This window comes from Allobosea lathyri (assembly GCF_900108245.1).
In the GTDB taxonomy this organism is placed as follows: domain Bacteria; phylum Pseudomonadota; class Alphaproteobacteria; order Rhizobiales; family Beijerinckiaceae; genus Allobosea; species Allobosea lathyri.
Genome location: NZ_FNUY01000003.1, coordinates 449,634 through 463,719, shown reverse-complemented (window position 1 = coordinate 463,719; position 14,086 = coordinate 449,634). Strand labels below are relative to the sequence as shown.

Sequence of the window (14,086 nt, the reverse complement as noted above, 5' to 3'; positions counted from 1 at the left end):
ATGAAGGTCCGGCGGCGGCGCGCGGCCATCTCGCAGGAAGCCTCTCCAGGGCGAGCTGCTCCCTGAGTGTCCGGGCTCAGTCACCCTTGCAGTGGGATCATGGGATTGCCCTTCACCTCCCACGGCCTCATTCCATGGGCAACGTTGAACGCGGCGACATCTCGAACTTCGGCATGACGGGCGGATCGCACAGCTCCAGGCGGGGGGCTATTCGGCGTCTCCGCTCATGACACCACGAAGGCAGAATCGTCGGAGCCGCGCTCGCTCTCACCCACGAGGACGATGATTGTATCTTGCCGTTGAAGGTCAGGAGCTTGCCCGAGCAATTCGATGCAACCGCCGCCGCCATTGGCGCGGAGGCGGATGGTCGCCATCGCCATGTTCCTGATGATTTTCCATGACGGCCGCCCGCACGCGTCCTCGAATGGATTGGGTCTGACCGAAGACCGGCTTCGCCTCGATCGTCTTCCCGCAACGTCCGCCGCCAACTTTTTTCCGCCGCCTACGGCTTTGCATCGCGAAGCAAAAAAGCCGTCGCCGGTCGTCTTCCACTGACGTTCCCGCCCTTCGGGTGCGGACCGATCGTCCCCAGTCGAACGACCACCATCGAGGTCGCGATGGGCGCGGCCCGAAGAAAAAGGAACACGACCATGGCGACCATCGGCACCTTCACCAAGACCGAGAACGGCTACACCGGTGCGGTCAAGACCCTGACCCTCAACGTCAAGACCGTGAAGTTCGTCCCCACCGAGGGCGACAGCGAGCGCGGCCCCGACTTCCGCATCTTCGCCGGCGCCACCGAGTTCGGCGCAGCCTGGAAGAAGACCGCGCGCGAGACCCAGCGCGAATATCTCTCCGTCAAGCTGGACGATCCGAGCTTCCCCGCGCCGATCTACGCCAGCCTGGTCGAGGCCGAGGACGGCGGAGGCCAGAACCTCATCTGGTCCCGCCGCAACGGCGACTGAGGCCTAACCCCCAAGAAGCCCCGCTCATCCGAGCGGGGCTTCGTCATGCTCATGGCCGCCACTGCCTTTCAGGAAACACGGCGATCAGGATGTGCGGATGTCAGGTTTTGCGGCTTTGCACATCCTGATCAGATCCTTTTGCCCGGCATCCACTGACGCTCTTGCCGGGCAGGTTTGCTAGGGGCGCCGCCCCCGCGCGGCGCAAGGGATCGCTGACGCTCGCTCGGGCCGGTCTCCCCAGCCTTCCGCGGCTTCGCCTTGTGCAGGCCGGGTGATCCCCCTCCGGCCCGGTCGCCCTTGCGCCTTGCTACCCCGGTCTCGCCGACGGGCAAGGTTGCAGCGCAGCGCTGCGCTCCAACCCAAGCCCATAGGAGAATGATCCATGAACACCCTGACCCTCAACCCGCAGCCTGTTTCCGCCGGCTTCCGCGTCGATGTCTCGCGCGGCGAGCGGATCGGCCGCGTTTCGTCGGAATGGTTTTCCCGCCCAGACGACGAGCGCTATTTGAACCTCACCGATCTTCATGACACCGTGCGCCGCCGTACCGAGCGCGCCCATGCCCGCACCGTGGAGAGCCGCGCCGTGCGGGTGGAGGCGAGCCGGGACGACGCGGAACGCCTGTCGCTGATCGTGCCGGGTCGGGACGAGCCGGTTTCCCCGACGCATTGGTCGTTTGGCCAGTTGTGCAGCCTTGTCAGCGCGCCCGCATCCTACATGCGCCAGCTTCCAGCACCGCTGGCTGGGATCAACCTGCAGCACGGCTTGCTGTCGCACCGGGCCGAACTGGTGAAGACGCTGGAGGCTGACGACGGACGGATTGAGCTTCGCGCCGTGACTGGCCCGGACTATGGCCGCATCTGGGATCATGAGCTTGTCGCCGCCGTCATGAAGATCGCGGGCAACGGCATCGGCGACACGCGGTGGAAGGTGCCGGGCGTGCTGGACTGGGCGACCATGACCCATAATCCAATCGTGGACGTCACCAAGGATACGACGACGCTCTACGCCAGCGACCGCGACGTGTTCCTGTTTCTGGTCGACGATACCCATCCCATCGAGGCGGGACGCCTGCCGAACGGTGAGCCGGACCTGTATTTCCGGGGCTTTTATGCGTGGAATAGCGAGGTCGGATCGAAGACGCTCGGCATCGCCTCCTTCTACCTCCGAGCCGTTTGCCAGAACCGCAATTTGTGGGGTGTGGAAGGGTTCGAGGAAATCAGCATCCGGCACAGCAAGTTCGCCGCGCAGCGTTTCGCCCATGAGGCCGCGCCCGCGCTGACCAGCTTCGCCAACTCCTCGCCCGCGCCCTTTGTCGCAGGTATCAGGGCCGCCCGCGAGCGGATCGTTGCCCGCACCGACGAGGACCGCGAGAGCTTCCTGCGCAAGCGCGGTTTCTCCAAGCCGGAAACGACGAAGATCATCGAAACCGTGCTCAGCGAGGAAGGCCGCAAGCCGGAAAGCATCTTCGATTTCGTACAGGGCATCACCGCCCTCGCCCGCACCAAGACCAATCAGGACACACGCCTCGACCTCGAAGGCAAGGCCAAGAAGCTCATGGAGCGCGCCGCCTGAATTCGGCAGAGCCGTGCAGCCGCAAATCCGGCTGCACGGCTTTCTGATTTTCAGGGTTTCCACATGACGGCATTTTCCGACGATCCGTAAATCCGGATCGGCGGGCGCGGCAATGTCAGGGACATGGCCGCCGCTCGCCGTGCTGCGCCCGGCTCGCGAAAAACGGGAACAGCAGCTGTTGCCGACAACACGATTCACTAGTTTACTAGGTGGCACTATACTAGGTGACACGGCGACCTCATCCGCATGAAATTGCGGGAGATCGTCGCGAGAAATTTGCGCAGGCTGAGGCATGCCAAGAACTTGTCGCAGGAAGAGCTTGCCGATCGCGCGGGGATCAATCGCAACTATGTCGGGATGCTGGAGCGAGAAGAAAACGCCGCCACCGTCGATATGCTCGAGAAGCTCGCTGAGGTGCTCGAGGCCGATCCGATCGCGTTCTTCGAGCCCAGCGACACGCCTCATCCGCAGGCTTGAACGAAGCCGCCGTTTTTCCACCCGGCGGGCGCAAGATGGAATCCCTCTCCGGTATGGCAGAGAGCGGGGACATGGTGCTCGTCTGAGCTTCATATTAGAATGCTTCCGGGATTGGTCGCCGATATCGGGTCTACCGGTGCGAGACGATCTCGGGGGACACGGTGATTAAGTTGGAATTCTTGGATGAGCCGCCGGAGAGCGCTGCGCTCACGACCTATGATCGCGAGCACATGAAGCTCTATCTGCGCTTGCTCGATGCCTCGGCAGATGGCGCTGACTGGCGTGAAGCCGTCCAGATCCTGTTCGGGCTCGATCCGGAGCGCGAGCCGGAGCGTGCCCGCCGCGTCCATGACAGCCATCTCGCCCGCGCCCGCTGGATGACGACGCACGGATATCGCGAGCTCGTGCGCGAGGGCTACCGCCACTGAGGCGAGGTGATGCTCCGGCGGCAACACCTGTTGCTGACACGCGGCCTTCCGCGAGCCAGTTCAACCGGGAATAGTAGCCAGCTCGATACACATCAGAATGCGATGCTGGAGGATTGCGATGTCGCAGGACATCTCCCGGTGGCGATCGTCATCGAGCTACGACTATGTCGACCATCTGACGGCGCCCGAGATCGGATGGGAATGGCTGCGGCGCAACGAGGACTATCAGCGCGACTATGCTGACTTTAGCCAGGCGACGCCCCCCACGACGGCGTTGATCGAGCGCGCCAGCCAGCAGTGGGGTTTGCGATTTCCCCGCAGATCCCGCGCTGAACGCCACCGAGACGAAAATCTTCTGGCTTCCAGAGGCCGATACCGGCTCGATCATCCTTGCGTCTGCGCCGCCCCTCCTCTCGACCGATAGCGACGTTGCCAAACCGCTGGCAGTACCGGATGCTCTGATCACGCAGGATGGCGCGCATCACCTGCATGACCTCGGCAATGGCCAGCGCGTTCATATCGTCCGGTCTGCCGATATCGCCGGTGGTGAACAGCTCGCTGCGCTGATCCCGCTCGGGCTCGACGGCTTCGACCGCCTGGAAGCGGTTGCCCGACTTCTGGCATCCCTCCACGGCCGCGTCGTGCCGCCGGACACGCGTCTGACGCGCCAGCAGTTGGCACGCGCCCGGCGCATGCTGCGGGCCGCTGATGGCGCGCGCGACGGGGCGACTCAGCAAGATATCGCAGAAGCGATTTTCCGCACCGGAAAGCTTACCCGCGATGAATGGCAAGCTGCCTCGACACGGCACGCTGTCATGGGCCTTCTCCGGGGTGCCCACGCCATGATTGCCGGCGGCTATCGCAAATTGCTTCGTCATCGACGACGACCATAGCTCCGCCAGTCGCGACCGCCGGTGTGGGAATTTAGCACCCCTATCTTCCCACTGCATCTCACCGGTTTCACTTCGCCATCGTGGCCTTCGTCAGCCGCTGAACGCCAGCGGCCTCAGCGAACACCACGGAGGCCCGATCCATGCGACCCGATCTCGCCGTTTTGCCGCCGCGCTTCCTGCGCACCAAGGAAGCGGCCGATTTTCTCAGCCTCTCCGCCCGCACCCTCGAAAAGCATCGCACCTACGGAACCGGCCCGGCCTATCGCAAGCTTGGCGGCCGCGTCGTCTATGCGGTCGACGACTTGCAGGCCTGGACCGAGCGCGGCGCCGTCACATCGACGTCCGATCCGCGCGGCACGGTGTTGCCTGCCAAGCGCCACGAGCCAGCGCCGACCGCGCATAGCGGTCGCTACGCCCGCTGATCGAAGCGACCTCCCTCTCATGACGGCACGGCATCGCCCGATCTCGGAGCGCGGACAGCTCGACCTGTTCCACGCGCTCCCCGGCGACTTCGCGCCTCGCGACGCGCAGGACCTCATGGCCTATCCATTCTTCTCCCTCGCCAAATCACATCGCACCGCGCCGATCGACTTCGTCGCCGGCGACGTGTCGATCCGCGTCGAGGCGGTGCCCGATCATGGCATGGCCACCATCTGGGACGCCGACATCCTGATCTGGGCCGCCAGCCAGATCGTCGAGGCGCGCGACGCCGGCTTACGCACCTCGCGCCTGATGGCGGCGACGCCCTATGAGATTTTGAACTTCATCGGCCGCGGCGTCAGCTTGCGTGACTACCAGCGGCTGAAGGCCGCCCTCGATCGGCTTCAGTCCACCACTGTCGCCACCTCGATCCGCCAGCCGGCTGAAGGTCGCCGGCATCGCTTCTCCTGGATCAACGAATGGCAGGAGCGCACTGACCGCAACGGCAGACCGGCCGGTATCGAGTTGATCGTTCCCGACTGGTTCTATCGCGCCATCCTCGACGACGCGCTCGTGCTCACCATCGACCGGGCGTATTTCGACCTCACCGGCGGTCTCGACCGTTGGCTTTACCGCCTGGTGCGCAAGCATGGCGGCAAGCAGCGCGCCGGCTGGCGCTTCGACTTCCGCCATCTCCACCAGAAATCCGGCAGCCTCTCACCCTTCAAGCGCTTCGCCTTCGAGCTGCGCGACATCATCCGCCGCCAGCCGCTGCCCGGCTACACCCTGTTCATCGAGGTCGAAATCGGCGGGCGCGTGCTGCTCGCCTTCGAGCCGGCGCCGGCCTCGGAGCCTGTGGAAAGCCTCGTGCTATCGGGAACCCCGACTATCGTGCCATCGGGAACCGCAGGCTCGTGCTATCGGGAACCCAAACAGGGCATAAACCACGGCAAGCAAAGCCGAAATCGCGCCCTTAACTTAGAATCTAACAGAGAATCTAACTCTAAGAGGCGCGCGCGCGACGCGAACGACGTCGCCAATGGCGCCCGCAAGACCTCATCCAGACTCCTCTCTGCCCATCCGGTCGATACGTCTTTCCGTAAATCCGGCTCTGCGGTTTCCGGTGCTCTCGAAGCGCAGCAATTGCCTCTCGGCCAAAGGCGGGGAGAGGCGGAATGATCGTCGCGCTCCTCAATCAGAAGGGCGGCGTCGGCAAGACAACGCTGGCCCTCCACCTCGCCGGCGAATGGGCCACCAGGGGAAAACGCGTCACGCTGATCGACGCCGACCCGCAAGGCTCGGCGCTGGACTGGTCGCAGCAGCGCGCCCGTGAAGCACTTCCGAGGCTCTTCGGCGTCGTCGGCCTGGCGCGCGACACGTTGCATCGCGAGGCGCCCGAACTGGCGCGCCACGTCGATCACATCGTCATCGATGGACCGCCACGTGTCGCCGGGCTGATGCGCTCGGCGCTGCTCGCCGCCGATCTCGTGCTGATTCCGGTACTGCCATCGCCGTTCGACGGCTGGGCCTCGGCCGAGATCCTGTCGCTGCTCGGCGAGGCGCGCATCTATCGCCCGCAGCTCGCCGCCCGCTTCGTGCTGAACCGCTGCGGCGCGCGCACCGTCATCGCTCGCGAGACGGCCGAGACGCTTGCCGATCACGATCCGCCCGTGCTCGCGGCCACCATCGGCCAGCGCGTCGCCTTCGCCGACGCCGCGCAATCCGGCCGCCTGGTTTCCGAGCTCGATCAGGACAGTCCCGCCGCCCGTGAGATCGCCGAGCTCTGCGCCGAGATCGAAAGGATTGCGCCATGATCGAGCGGTCTCCCAAGCGCAGTTTCGCCGCGCGTCCCGCCGATCCTGAGAACTGGATCAAGGCGTCCGATGCGCCCTCCCCGCGCGAATCGGCTGATGGCGGTTACACCGCCCGGCTGACGATCGACGTCACGGCGGACCTGCGTGGGCGCATCAAGATCTCCGCCTTCCAGCGCGGTGTCACCGTCACTGAGATGCTGCGCGACCTTCTCGCGCGCGAATTTCCCAACACCGAAGGAGATCCGTCATGACCGGCACGGCGGCCTCGCGCTTGCGCGGCGGCCCTGCGCCGGCCAGCCCGCCGCCCTTCACGACGCTGGTCGAACTGACCTGGGTCGAGAAGAAGATCGAGCACTGGATCCGGTTCGGCCACCAGACCTATGAGCAGATCCTCGATCGCCGCCGCCGTGTCGTCGGCTTTGCGCCTAACAGCGTATTCGCGCTCAATCGCTGGGCGGCAAACGAGTTCGGCACGATCATCTCGCGCATCGACATAGTGCGCACGATCGGCGCCGGCGAGCCGCTCCAGACGCTGCCCTTCGTGCGGCCTGGCGGCGACATCCTGCTGAAGATCGAAGGCTGGCCCAAGGTCGAGCACGTGCTGCAGGCGATCGACGCCATCGAGGCGCTGCGCATTGATCCTGCCGAGGTTTCGCCAGAGCACTGGCGGCACGTCCACAATCGCCTGACCGCAGGCCAAGAGCCGCGCACGTACAGCGTTGAGCAGCATCGGGCCTTCCTTCTGCGTCGGAGGGCCGAACCATGAGCCGCGCCGGCTACGTCATGGCGACGTACTTCGCGACGATGGGCGTTGCGATTGCAGCCTTCCTTCCGTTGCCGCTCAAGCTCGTTTGGAACGCCTCGGCCAGCACGCCGATCGGTCTCTATGCCATCGGTCCGGCCGAGCGCCTCGAGATCACCGACCTCGTCGCCGTCGATGCACCCGAACCGCTCGCGACCTTCCTTGCCGATGGCGGCTACCTGCCGCGTGGCGTGCCGTTGCTGAAGCGCGTCGCGGGCATTTCCGGGCAACGTGTCTGCCGCACCGGGCGCACGATCAGCGTCGATGGCATCGACATCGCCGAGGCGCTCGAGCGCGACCGACTGGGCCGCGCTCTGCCGACCTGGCGCGGCTGCCGCCTCATCGCCACGGGCGAAATCTTCCTCGTGAACGCGCAGGTCCGCGACAGCCTCGACGGCCGCTACTTCGGCCCGATCTCCACCAGTTCGATCATCGGCCGGGCGACACCGCTCTACACCGACGAAGACGGCTACGGCCGCTTCGAATGGCGCGCACTGAGGCGGTGACGCGCACATCCCTCTCCTCCTCAAACGCACAGCAAAGGAGCTTCCCATGCCCCAGATCGGAGAGTTCACGCGCACGCAATCGGGCTATTCCGGCCGCCTCCGCACGCTCTCGCTCGACCTTGAGCTGACGCTCATTCAGGCCGAGCCGTCCGACACCGAGAACGCGCCCGACTATCGCATCCACTTCGGCGACGAAGATGGACCGGAGGTCGGCGCCGGCTGGAAACGTACGGGCGAACGCGCCGGCGATTACGTCGCGTTGCAGCTCGACGACCCGGTCTTTGTGCAGCCGGTCCGCGCCAACCTGTTCCAGTCCGGCGACGACAAGACCGTCTGGGGACTGCGCTGGAACCGTCCGCCGAAGCGCGGCGAGCGGGACTGAGCCCATGGAGATGCCTCGCCACCGCGATGCCGTCAGGCGATCTGCCGCATCCCGCCGCATGACCCTCCTTCTGCTTTCCGGCCTGATCGTCACCGCGACACCCATCGTCTCGGTGTGTGCGCAGCCTGTGCTGCAAAACCGCTCCGTTCCAGCCAATCCCCATGCCGCCCATATCGCGGAAGCCGCGCAGCGCTTCGGCATTCCGGCGGCCTGGATCGGAGCGGTGATGCGTGTCGAGAGCGCGAACAACGTGCGCGCCGTTTCGCCGAAGGGCGCGATGGGCCTGATGCAGATCATGCCCGAAACCTGGGCCGACCTGCGCCGTCGGCATCGTCTCGGAACCGATCCCTACAATCCGCGCGACAACATCCTGGCGGGCACTGCCTACTTGCGCGAGATGCGCGACCGGTACGGATCGCTCGGCTTTCTTGCCGCTTACAATGCGGGACCTGGTCGATACGAGGAACACCTCGCTGGCCGTCCATTGCCGGCCGAGACGCGCGCCTATGTGGCCGCGCTCCGCCCTATCTTCGGCGGCGTTAAACTCACTCCTCCAGTGACCATCGCCGCCGCCGATCCGAAGACCTGGGCCCGTGCGCCGCTCTTTGTCGCCCAACCCGAGCGCACGCCGGCTGCCGATCCTGCGCAACGCGGCGGTGCTCGGAACGATGCTCCGGCAGCGGCGATCGTGCGCGATGTCTCCGCAAACTCCCCGCAATCGGGCGGTCTGTTCGTGGTCCGAAATCCCGCTGGAGAGCCGCGATGATGGCATTCGCACTCTGGCGCGGTGTGGCGAGCTTCCGGTCAGGTTGGGCGGAAGGATGGGGCTGGCAGGCAAACACGACCAACGGACGGCAAGATAAAAGCGCCCGCGCGTCCTGTCGGCAAGCCATTGACATGATTTGCTTTCCGGCGCGCACGGCGATCGGTCGCGGGCATGCTGCCCGGTTTTCTGCAAAGAATTCAACGACATTTTATGCACGCGCCGTCTTCGCCACCCCTGGGAGGCGGCGATGAGCGAGCGCGATAGCGACTTCCGCATCCAGCCAGGCCGCATTCGCTCGACGCGGGCGCCGAGACCGAAGAGCTTCCTCAACCGGGTGCTGCGCGCCGTGCAGAAGGCCGGCCACACCGACGGTGGATTTACCAAGAGCGCGCACGCTTCAGGTCGCGGGCGCTCGACCTTTGGCCGTGGCCGCAATGCCTTCAGCCGGAACCGTCTGTTCGGCAGCAGTCGCCGTGTCGTCGTGGCTGCCCGCATCGCTCGCCACCAGGGCAAGTCGTTTCGCTCGGCGCCGCTCTCGGCGCATCTCTCCTACCTCAAGCGCGAGGGCGTCAGCCGGGACGGAGAAAAGGGCGTCATGTTCGACGCCGGCTCCGATCGGGTCGACGATCTCGCCTTTGCCGACCGGTGCAAGGACGACCGGCATCATTTCCGCTTCATTGTCTCGCCCGAGGACGCCAGCGAGATGACCGACCTCAAGGCGTTCACGCGCGACCTCGCTCAGCAGATGGAGGCCGATCTCGGCACGCGACTCGACTGGGTCGCCGTCGATCACTGGAACACCGACAATCCGCACGTCCATCTGCTCGTGCGCGGCGTGGACGAGTCCGGCGCCGATCTCGTGATCTCGCGGGACTACATCAGCCGGGGTCTTCGCTCGCGCGCCGAGGATCTGGTGTCGATCGAGCTTGGCCCGAAGCCCGAGCATGAAATCCGCAGCGCCCTGGAGAAGGAAGTCACCGCCGAGCGCTGGACCCGCCTCGACGCCGAGATCCGAGGCCATGCCGACGACGTTGGCGCCATTGACCTGCGTCCTTACTCCAGTGGCTCCGCTAACCCCGAGACCCGCCGCCTGATGATCGGCCGCCTTCAGCATCTGGAGAAGATGGGGCTCGCCACCTCGACCGGCTCCGGGGAGTGGATGGTCGGGCTGGAAGCCGAACGCCATCTTCGCGATCTCGGCATGCGCGGCGACATCATCAAGACCATGCACCGCGCCTTCACCGAGCGAGGCCAGGATCGCGGCGTCGCCGATTATGTCATCGAGGGCGGCGCCGGGTCGCCGATCATCGGCCGGCTGATCGACAAGGGTCTCCATGATGAGCTGACCGGCGAAGCCTATGCCGTGATCGACGGCACCGACGGCCGCGCCCACCATGTCCGCTTCCGCGGTATCGAGGCCTTCGAGCATGCTCCGCCGATCGGCGGCATCGTCGAGGTCCGCCGTTTCGGTGGACCGGAGGAGCAGCGGCCGACGCTGGTGCTCGCCACGCGTTCCGATCTGGATCTTCGCACACAAATCACCGCGCCGGGCGCAACCTGGCTCGACCATCGTCTGGTCGAGCGTGAGCAGATGCCGCTCTCCATGGGCGGGTTCGGCCGCGAGGCGCGCGACGCCATGCAGGCCCGCGCCGATCATCTCGCTGACGAAGGGCTCGGCCGGCGCCAGGGCCAGCGCATTATTCTCCAGCGCGATCTGCTGAGCACGCTGCGCCGCCGCGAACTGGACACCGTGGGCGAGAAACTGTCGGCCGAGACGGGCCTGCCGCATGTGAAGGTCGCGGCCGGCGAGCATGTCTCGGGCACCTATCGGCAGCGCCTGACGCTCCCCTCGGGCCGCTTCGCTATGATCGACAACGGGCTCGGCTTCCAGCTCGTGCCCTGGTCGCGCGAGATCGAACGCAAGCTCGGCCAGCACGTCGCTGGCGTCGCCCGCGATGGCGGCGGCATCGAATGGAGCCTGGGGCGCAAGCGCGACCTCGGCCTCTAGCCCCGAACAGGGAGGGATCCTCGCCATGTCCGCGACCAAAATCCTCTGGGGCCAGATCATCATCGTCTTCCTGATCGTGCTGATCACGACCTGGACGGCGACGCAGTATGTCGCCTGGCAGCTCGGCTTTCAGGCCCAGCTCGGCGCGCCATGGTTCAGGCTTTTAGGGATGCCGGTCTATTTGCCGCCCGCCTTTTTCGCCTGGTGGTTCTCCTACGACGCCTATGCGCCGGAGATCTTCACCAAGGGCGCCTTCATTGCCGCGTCGGGCGGCTTCATCTCGATCGCGGTCGCCATCGGCATGTCGGTCTGGCGGGCGCGGGAAGCCAAGAACGTCGAGACCTACGGCTCGGCGCGCTGGGCCGAGATCGGAGAAGTGAAGGCGGCTGGGCTGCTCGGCCCCGATGGAGTGGTGATCGGCAAGCTCGAGCGCGACTATCTGCGCCATGACGGGCCCGAGCATGTGCTGTGCTTCGCGCCGACCCGATCCGGCAAGGGCGTCGGCCTGGTCGTGCCGTCGCTGCTGACCTGGCCGGGTTCAGCCATCGTCCATGACATCAAAGGCGAGAACTGGCAGCTCACGGCCGGCTTCCGGGCGAAGCATGGCCGCGTGCTGCTGTTCGATCCGACCAACCCGAAATCCGCCGCCTACAACCCGCTGCTCGAGGTCCGGCGCGGCGATTGGGAAGTCCGGGACGTCCAGAACGTCGCCGACGTGCTGGTTGACCCGGAAGGCTCGCTCGACAAGCGCAATCACTGGGAGAAGACCAGCCACTCGCTGCTGGTCGGCGCGATCCTGCATGTCCTCTACGCCGAGGCCGACAAGACGCTCGCCGGCGTCGCCAGCTTCCTGTCCGATCCGAAGCGGCCGATCGAGACGACGCTGCAGGCTATGATGACGACGACGCATCTCGGCGAGGCCGGCCCACATCCCGTCATCGCGTCCACGGCGCGTGAGCTGCTGAACAAATCCGACAACGAGCGCTCCGGCGTGCTCTCGACCGCGATGTCGTTTCTCGGCCTCTATCGCGATCCCGTCGTTGCCCAGGTGACGCGACGCTGCGACTGGCGCATCGCCGACCTGATCGCCGATCCACGACCGGCGACGCTCTACCTCGTGGTGCCGCCATCTGATATCTCGCGGACCAAGCCGCTCATCCGCCTCGTGCTGAACCAGATCGGCCGCCGCCTGACCGAGGACCTGCACGCCAAGGAGCGCAAGCATCGCGTGCTGATGATGCTCGACGAGTTTCCGGCACTCGGCCGCCTCGACTTCTTCGAGTCCGCCCTCGCCTTCATGGCCGGCTACGGCATCAAGAGCTTCCTGATCGCGCAGTCGCTGAATCAGATCGAGAAGGCCTATGGCGCGAACAACTCGATCCTCGACAACTGCCATGTTCGGGTCAGCTTCGCGACCAACGATGAACGGACCGCCAAGCGTGTCTCCGATGCCCTCGGCACCGCCACCGAGATGAAGGCGATGAAGAACTATGCCGGACACCGGCTCTCGCCCTGGCTCGGGCATCTCATGGTGTCACGCTCCGAGACCGCCCGCCCGCTGCTGACCCCCGGCGAGGTGATGCAGCTTCCTCCCTCTGAGGAGATCGTCATGGTCGCCGGCACCGCGCCGATCCGGGCGAAGAAGGCGCGCTATTACGAGGACTCCCGGTTCAAGGAGCGGGTGCTGCCGCCCCCCGATCCGCAGACGTCCGGACGCACCTCCCGCGCCGACGGCTGGTCGACGCTGTCTCCACAGAAACCCGACGTGGCGCTGATGGCCGAGATGGAGAAGTCGGAGAGCGACCCCGCCAATAGCGGCCTGCGCCGGGAACCCGAGCTTCCCGACCATGTCGCCATCGCCAAGGAGACGACCGATCAGAAGCCGGCGGAGGAGTTCGCGATCATGCTCGACGAGGAGCCGGAGGACGCTGCCCGCCAGCGTCAGGCACTGCGCCGCCAGATGACCGGCGTGGCGCGTCAGGTCTCGCTCGATCCCAATGACGGTATGGACCTGTAGGAGGCGGCGATGCGGGACCGCCTGAACCTGACCTTGCCCGCCGAGATGATCACCCGGATCAATGAGCTGTCGGACCGCAAGAAAATCCCGAGATCGGCCATCGTCGAGGCGGCTGTGGCGTCATTCCTGTCGCCCGACGCCGCCGATCGGCGCGAAGCCGCCTTCACTCGCCGGATGGATCGCCTCTCCCGGCAGGCGCAGCGGATCGAACGTGATCTCAGCGTCACGGCCGAGACGCTGGCGCTGTTCGTCCGCTTCTGGCTGACGATCACGCCGCCATTGCCGGGCGAGGCGCAGGCCGCCGCTCAGATCAAGGGTCGCGAGCGCTTCGAAGGCTTCGTCGAGACGCTCGGCAAACGGCTTCAGAAGGGTCAGAGCTTCCTCAGGGAAATCCCGGACGATCTCGCACCAGAGATTCGCGCGGATGACACGACCCGCTAACGGTGAAAATCTGGCCTTTGCCCGCCGGGAATAGCAGGAGACGACCCCGAAGCGGAAGTTCATTTGATCCGGCCGAGCTGTCACTTTTTGGCGCTTTATAACCGGAGTCCAAGACGGAAAAGACATCCTGCTGAGAGATGCGGCACAACTGTTTTTCTACGATATCGGTACGCCATAGCGATTTGAGATCGAGTGAGACGTTCCCTGAGCAGCTTTGTACGGCCTCGTTCAAGCTGCGAGCAGAAGCACACTGAGTACCGTCTGCTTTGAACTGTTCGATACGCGGTAACGTCCGGCGTGTACGGTCGTGACATCCCCCTCGGAAAGCGTTTGATCATCGCCGTCCTGCGTAATGATGCGACCCTGGCCGGCGGTTACGACGACGGTGTGCGGCCGGGTGAAATTCTGCCAGATATCTGCATCACCGGGCGCAAGATGAAGACGCGGACTCGGCGTCGATTGTTTGAACGTCTGTTGCAAGTGTCACCTGTTGAGTGCGTGTCGCAGGGGGCAAGGCTGTTGAAGCTTTGTCGCAGCTGACACCCGGGGAGGCCGACGGCTCGCCATCGATGACAAGGGAAGCGGACGCCTGGC

The 14,086-nt window shown here is 65.4% G+C and carries 20 protein-coding genes; 19 read left to right on the top strand and 1 reads right to left on the bottom strand.

The window, feature by feature from the left end; translation table 11 throughout:
• Nucleotides 1–224 precede the first annotated feature (224 nt).
• Nucleotides 225–374 carry a hypothetical protein gene (locus C4S73_RS28175; protein ID WP_160115710.1) on the bottom strand — a complete coding sequence of 50 codons (150 nt, stop codon included), beginning with the start codon at nucleotides 372–374 and terminating at the stop codon, nucleotides 225–227.
• On the opposite strand from C4S73_RS28175, the gene C4S73_RS27900 reads away from it, so the two are divergent.
• The 19 genes from C4S73_RS27900 (at nucleotide 364) to C4S73_RS27895 (ending at nucleotide 14,032) form a co-directional block, all read left to right on the top strand.
• Complete coding sequence (locus C4S73_RS27900) at nucleotides 364–555, top strand: hypothetical protein (RefSeq protein ID WP_146071312.1); 192 nt, start codon at nucleotides 364–366, stop codon at nucleotides 553–555. The genes C4S73_RS28175 and C4S73_RS27900 overlap by 11 nt on opposite strands.
• Before the next feature lie 95 nt (nucleotides 556–650).
• On the top strand, nucleotides 651–965 hold the full coding sequence (locus tag C4S73_RS09740; RefSeq protein WP_103872265.1) for a DUF736 domain-containing protein: 315 nt from the start codon (nucleotides 651–653) through the stop codon (nucleotides 963–965).
• 382 nt (nucleotides 966–1,347) lie between these two features.
• Nucleotides 1,348–2,538: a DUF932 domain-containing protein gene (locus tag C4S73_RS09735; protein WP_103872264.1), complete on the top strand. Its 1,191-nt coding sequence runs from the start codon at nucleotides 1,348–1,350 to the stop codon at nucleotides 2,536–2,538.
• 246 nt (nucleotides 2,539–2,784) lie between these two features.
• On the top strand, nucleotides 2,785–3,015 hold the full coding sequence (locus C4S73_RS09730; RefSeq protein WP_103872263.1) for a helix-turn-helix domain-containing protein: 231 nt from the start codon (nucleotides 2,785–2,787) through the stop codon (nucleotides 3,013–3,015).
• Between the two features lie 161 nt (nucleotides 3,016–3,176).
• On the top strand, nucleotides 3,177–3,443 hold the full coding sequence (locus C4S73_RS09725; protein ID WP_425290329.1) for a DNA -binding domain-containing protein: 267 nt from the start codon (nucleotides 3,177–3,179) through the stop codon (nucleotides 3,441–3,443).
• Between the two features lie 97 nt (nucleotides 3,444–3,540).
• Complete coding sequence (locus C4S73_RS28630) at nucleotides 3,541–3,867, top strand: transcriptional regulator domain-containing protein (protein ID WP_342210569.1); 327 nt, start codon at nucleotides 3,541–3,543, stop codon at nucleotides 3,865–3,867.
• Nucleotides 3,773–4,336 (top strand): DUF2285 domain-containing protein, encoded by a 564-nt coding sequence (locus tag C4S73_RS28990; protein WP_342210570.1) that lies wholly within the window; start codon nucleotides 3,773–3,775, stop codon nucleotides 4,334–4,336. Before C4S73_RS28630 ends, C4S73_RS28990 begins: the two co-directional genes overlap by 95 nt.
• Before the next feature lie 140 nt (nucleotides 4,337–4,476).
• A complete protein-coding gene (locus tag C4S73_RS09710; protein ID WP_103872261.1) occupies nucleotides 4,477–4,758 on the top strand; it encodes a helix-turn-helix transcriptional regulator in 282 nt (93 codons plus the stop codon).
• Nucleotides 4,759–4,777: 19 nt separating this feature from the next.
• A complete protein-coding gene (locus tag C4S73_RS09705; RefSeq protein ID WP_103872260.1) occupies nucleotides 4,778–5,935 on the top strand; it encodes a replication initiator protein A in 1,158 nt (385 codons plus the stop codon).
• The gene (parA, locus tag C4S73_RS09700) at nucleotides 5,932–6,570 is read left to right on the top strand and encodes a ParA family partition ATPase (protein ID WP_103872259.1); all 639 of its coding nucleotides are present in this window, start codon (nucleotides 5,932–5,934) and stop codon (nucleotides 6,568–6,570) included. The genes C4S73_RS09705 and parA overlap by 4 nt, the downstream gene beginning before the upstream one ends.
• On the top strand, nucleotides 6,567–6,821 hold the full coding sequence (locus tag C4S73_RS09695) for a hypothetical protein (RefSeq protein WP_103872258.1): 255 nt from the start codon (nucleotides 6,567–6,569) through the stop codon (nucleotides 6,819–6,821). The genes parA and C4S73_RS09695 overlap by 4 nt, the downstream gene beginning before the upstream one ends.
• Nucleotides 6,818–7,336 carry a DUF2840 domain-containing protein gene (locus C4S73_RS09690; protein ID WP_103872257.1) on the top strand — a complete coding sequence of 173 codons (519 nt, stop codon included), beginning with the start codon at nucleotides 6,818–6,820 and terminating at the stop codon, nucleotides 7,334–7,336. Before C4S73_RS09695 ends, C4S73_RS09690 begins: the two co-directional genes overlap by 4 nt.
• Nucleotides 7,333–7,878 (top strand): S26 family signal peptidase, encoded by a 546-nt coding sequence (locus tag C4S73_RS09685; RefSeq protein WP_103872256.1) that lies wholly within the window; start codon nucleotides 7,333–7,335, stop codon nucleotides 7,876–7,878. The genes C4S73_RS09690 and C4S73_RS09685 overlap by 4 nt, the downstream gene beginning before the upstream one ends.
• 46 nt (nucleotides 7,879–7,924) lie before the next feature.
• Nucleotides 7,925–8,260 carry a DUF736 domain-containing protein gene (locus C4S73_RS09680; protein WP_103872255.1) on the top strand — a complete coding sequence of 112 codons (336 nt, stop codon included), beginning with the start codon at nucleotides 7,925–7,927 and terminating at the stop codon, nucleotides 8,258–8,260.
• A 4-nt stretch (nucleotides 8,261–8,264) separates the two neighbouring features.
• Complete coding sequence (locus C4S73_RS09675) at nucleotides 8,265–9,026, top strand: lytic transglycosylase domain-containing protein (protein WP_103872254.1); 762 nt, start codon at nucleotides 8,265–8,267, stop codon at nucleotides 9,024–9,026.
• A 247-nt stretch (nucleotides 9,027–9,273) separates the two neighbouring features.
• The gene (locus C4S73_RS09670) at nucleotides 9,274–11,034 is read left to right on the top strand and encodes a relaxase/mobilization nuclease domain-containing protein (protein ID WP_103872253.1); all 1,761 of its coding nucleotides are present in this window, start codon (nucleotides 9,274–9,276) and stop codon (nucleotides 11,032–11,034) included.
• 25 nt (nucleotides 11,035–11,059) lie between these two features.
• A complete protein-coding gene (locus tag C4S73_RS09665) occupies nucleotides 11,060–13,051 on the top strand; it encodes a conjugal transfer protein TraG (RefSeq protein ID WP_103872252.1) in 1,992 nt (663 codons plus the stop codon).
• Between the two features lie 9 nt (nucleotides 13,052–13,060).
• Nucleotides 13,061–13,492: a ribbon-helix-helix domain-containing protein gene (locus C4S73_RS09660; RefSeq protein ID WP_103872251.1), complete on the top strand. Its 432-nt coding sequence runs from the start codon at nucleotides 13,061–13,063 to the stop codon at nucleotides 13,490–13,492.
• 330 nt (nucleotides 13,493–13,822) lie between these two features.
• Nucleotides 13,823–14,032: a hypothetical protein gene (locus tag C4S73_RS27895; protein WP_146071311.1), complete on the top strand. Its 210-nt coding sequence runs from the start codon at nucleotides 13,823–13,825 to the stop codon at nucleotides 14,030–14,032.
• Nucleotides 14,033–14,086: the final 54 nt, after the last annotated feature.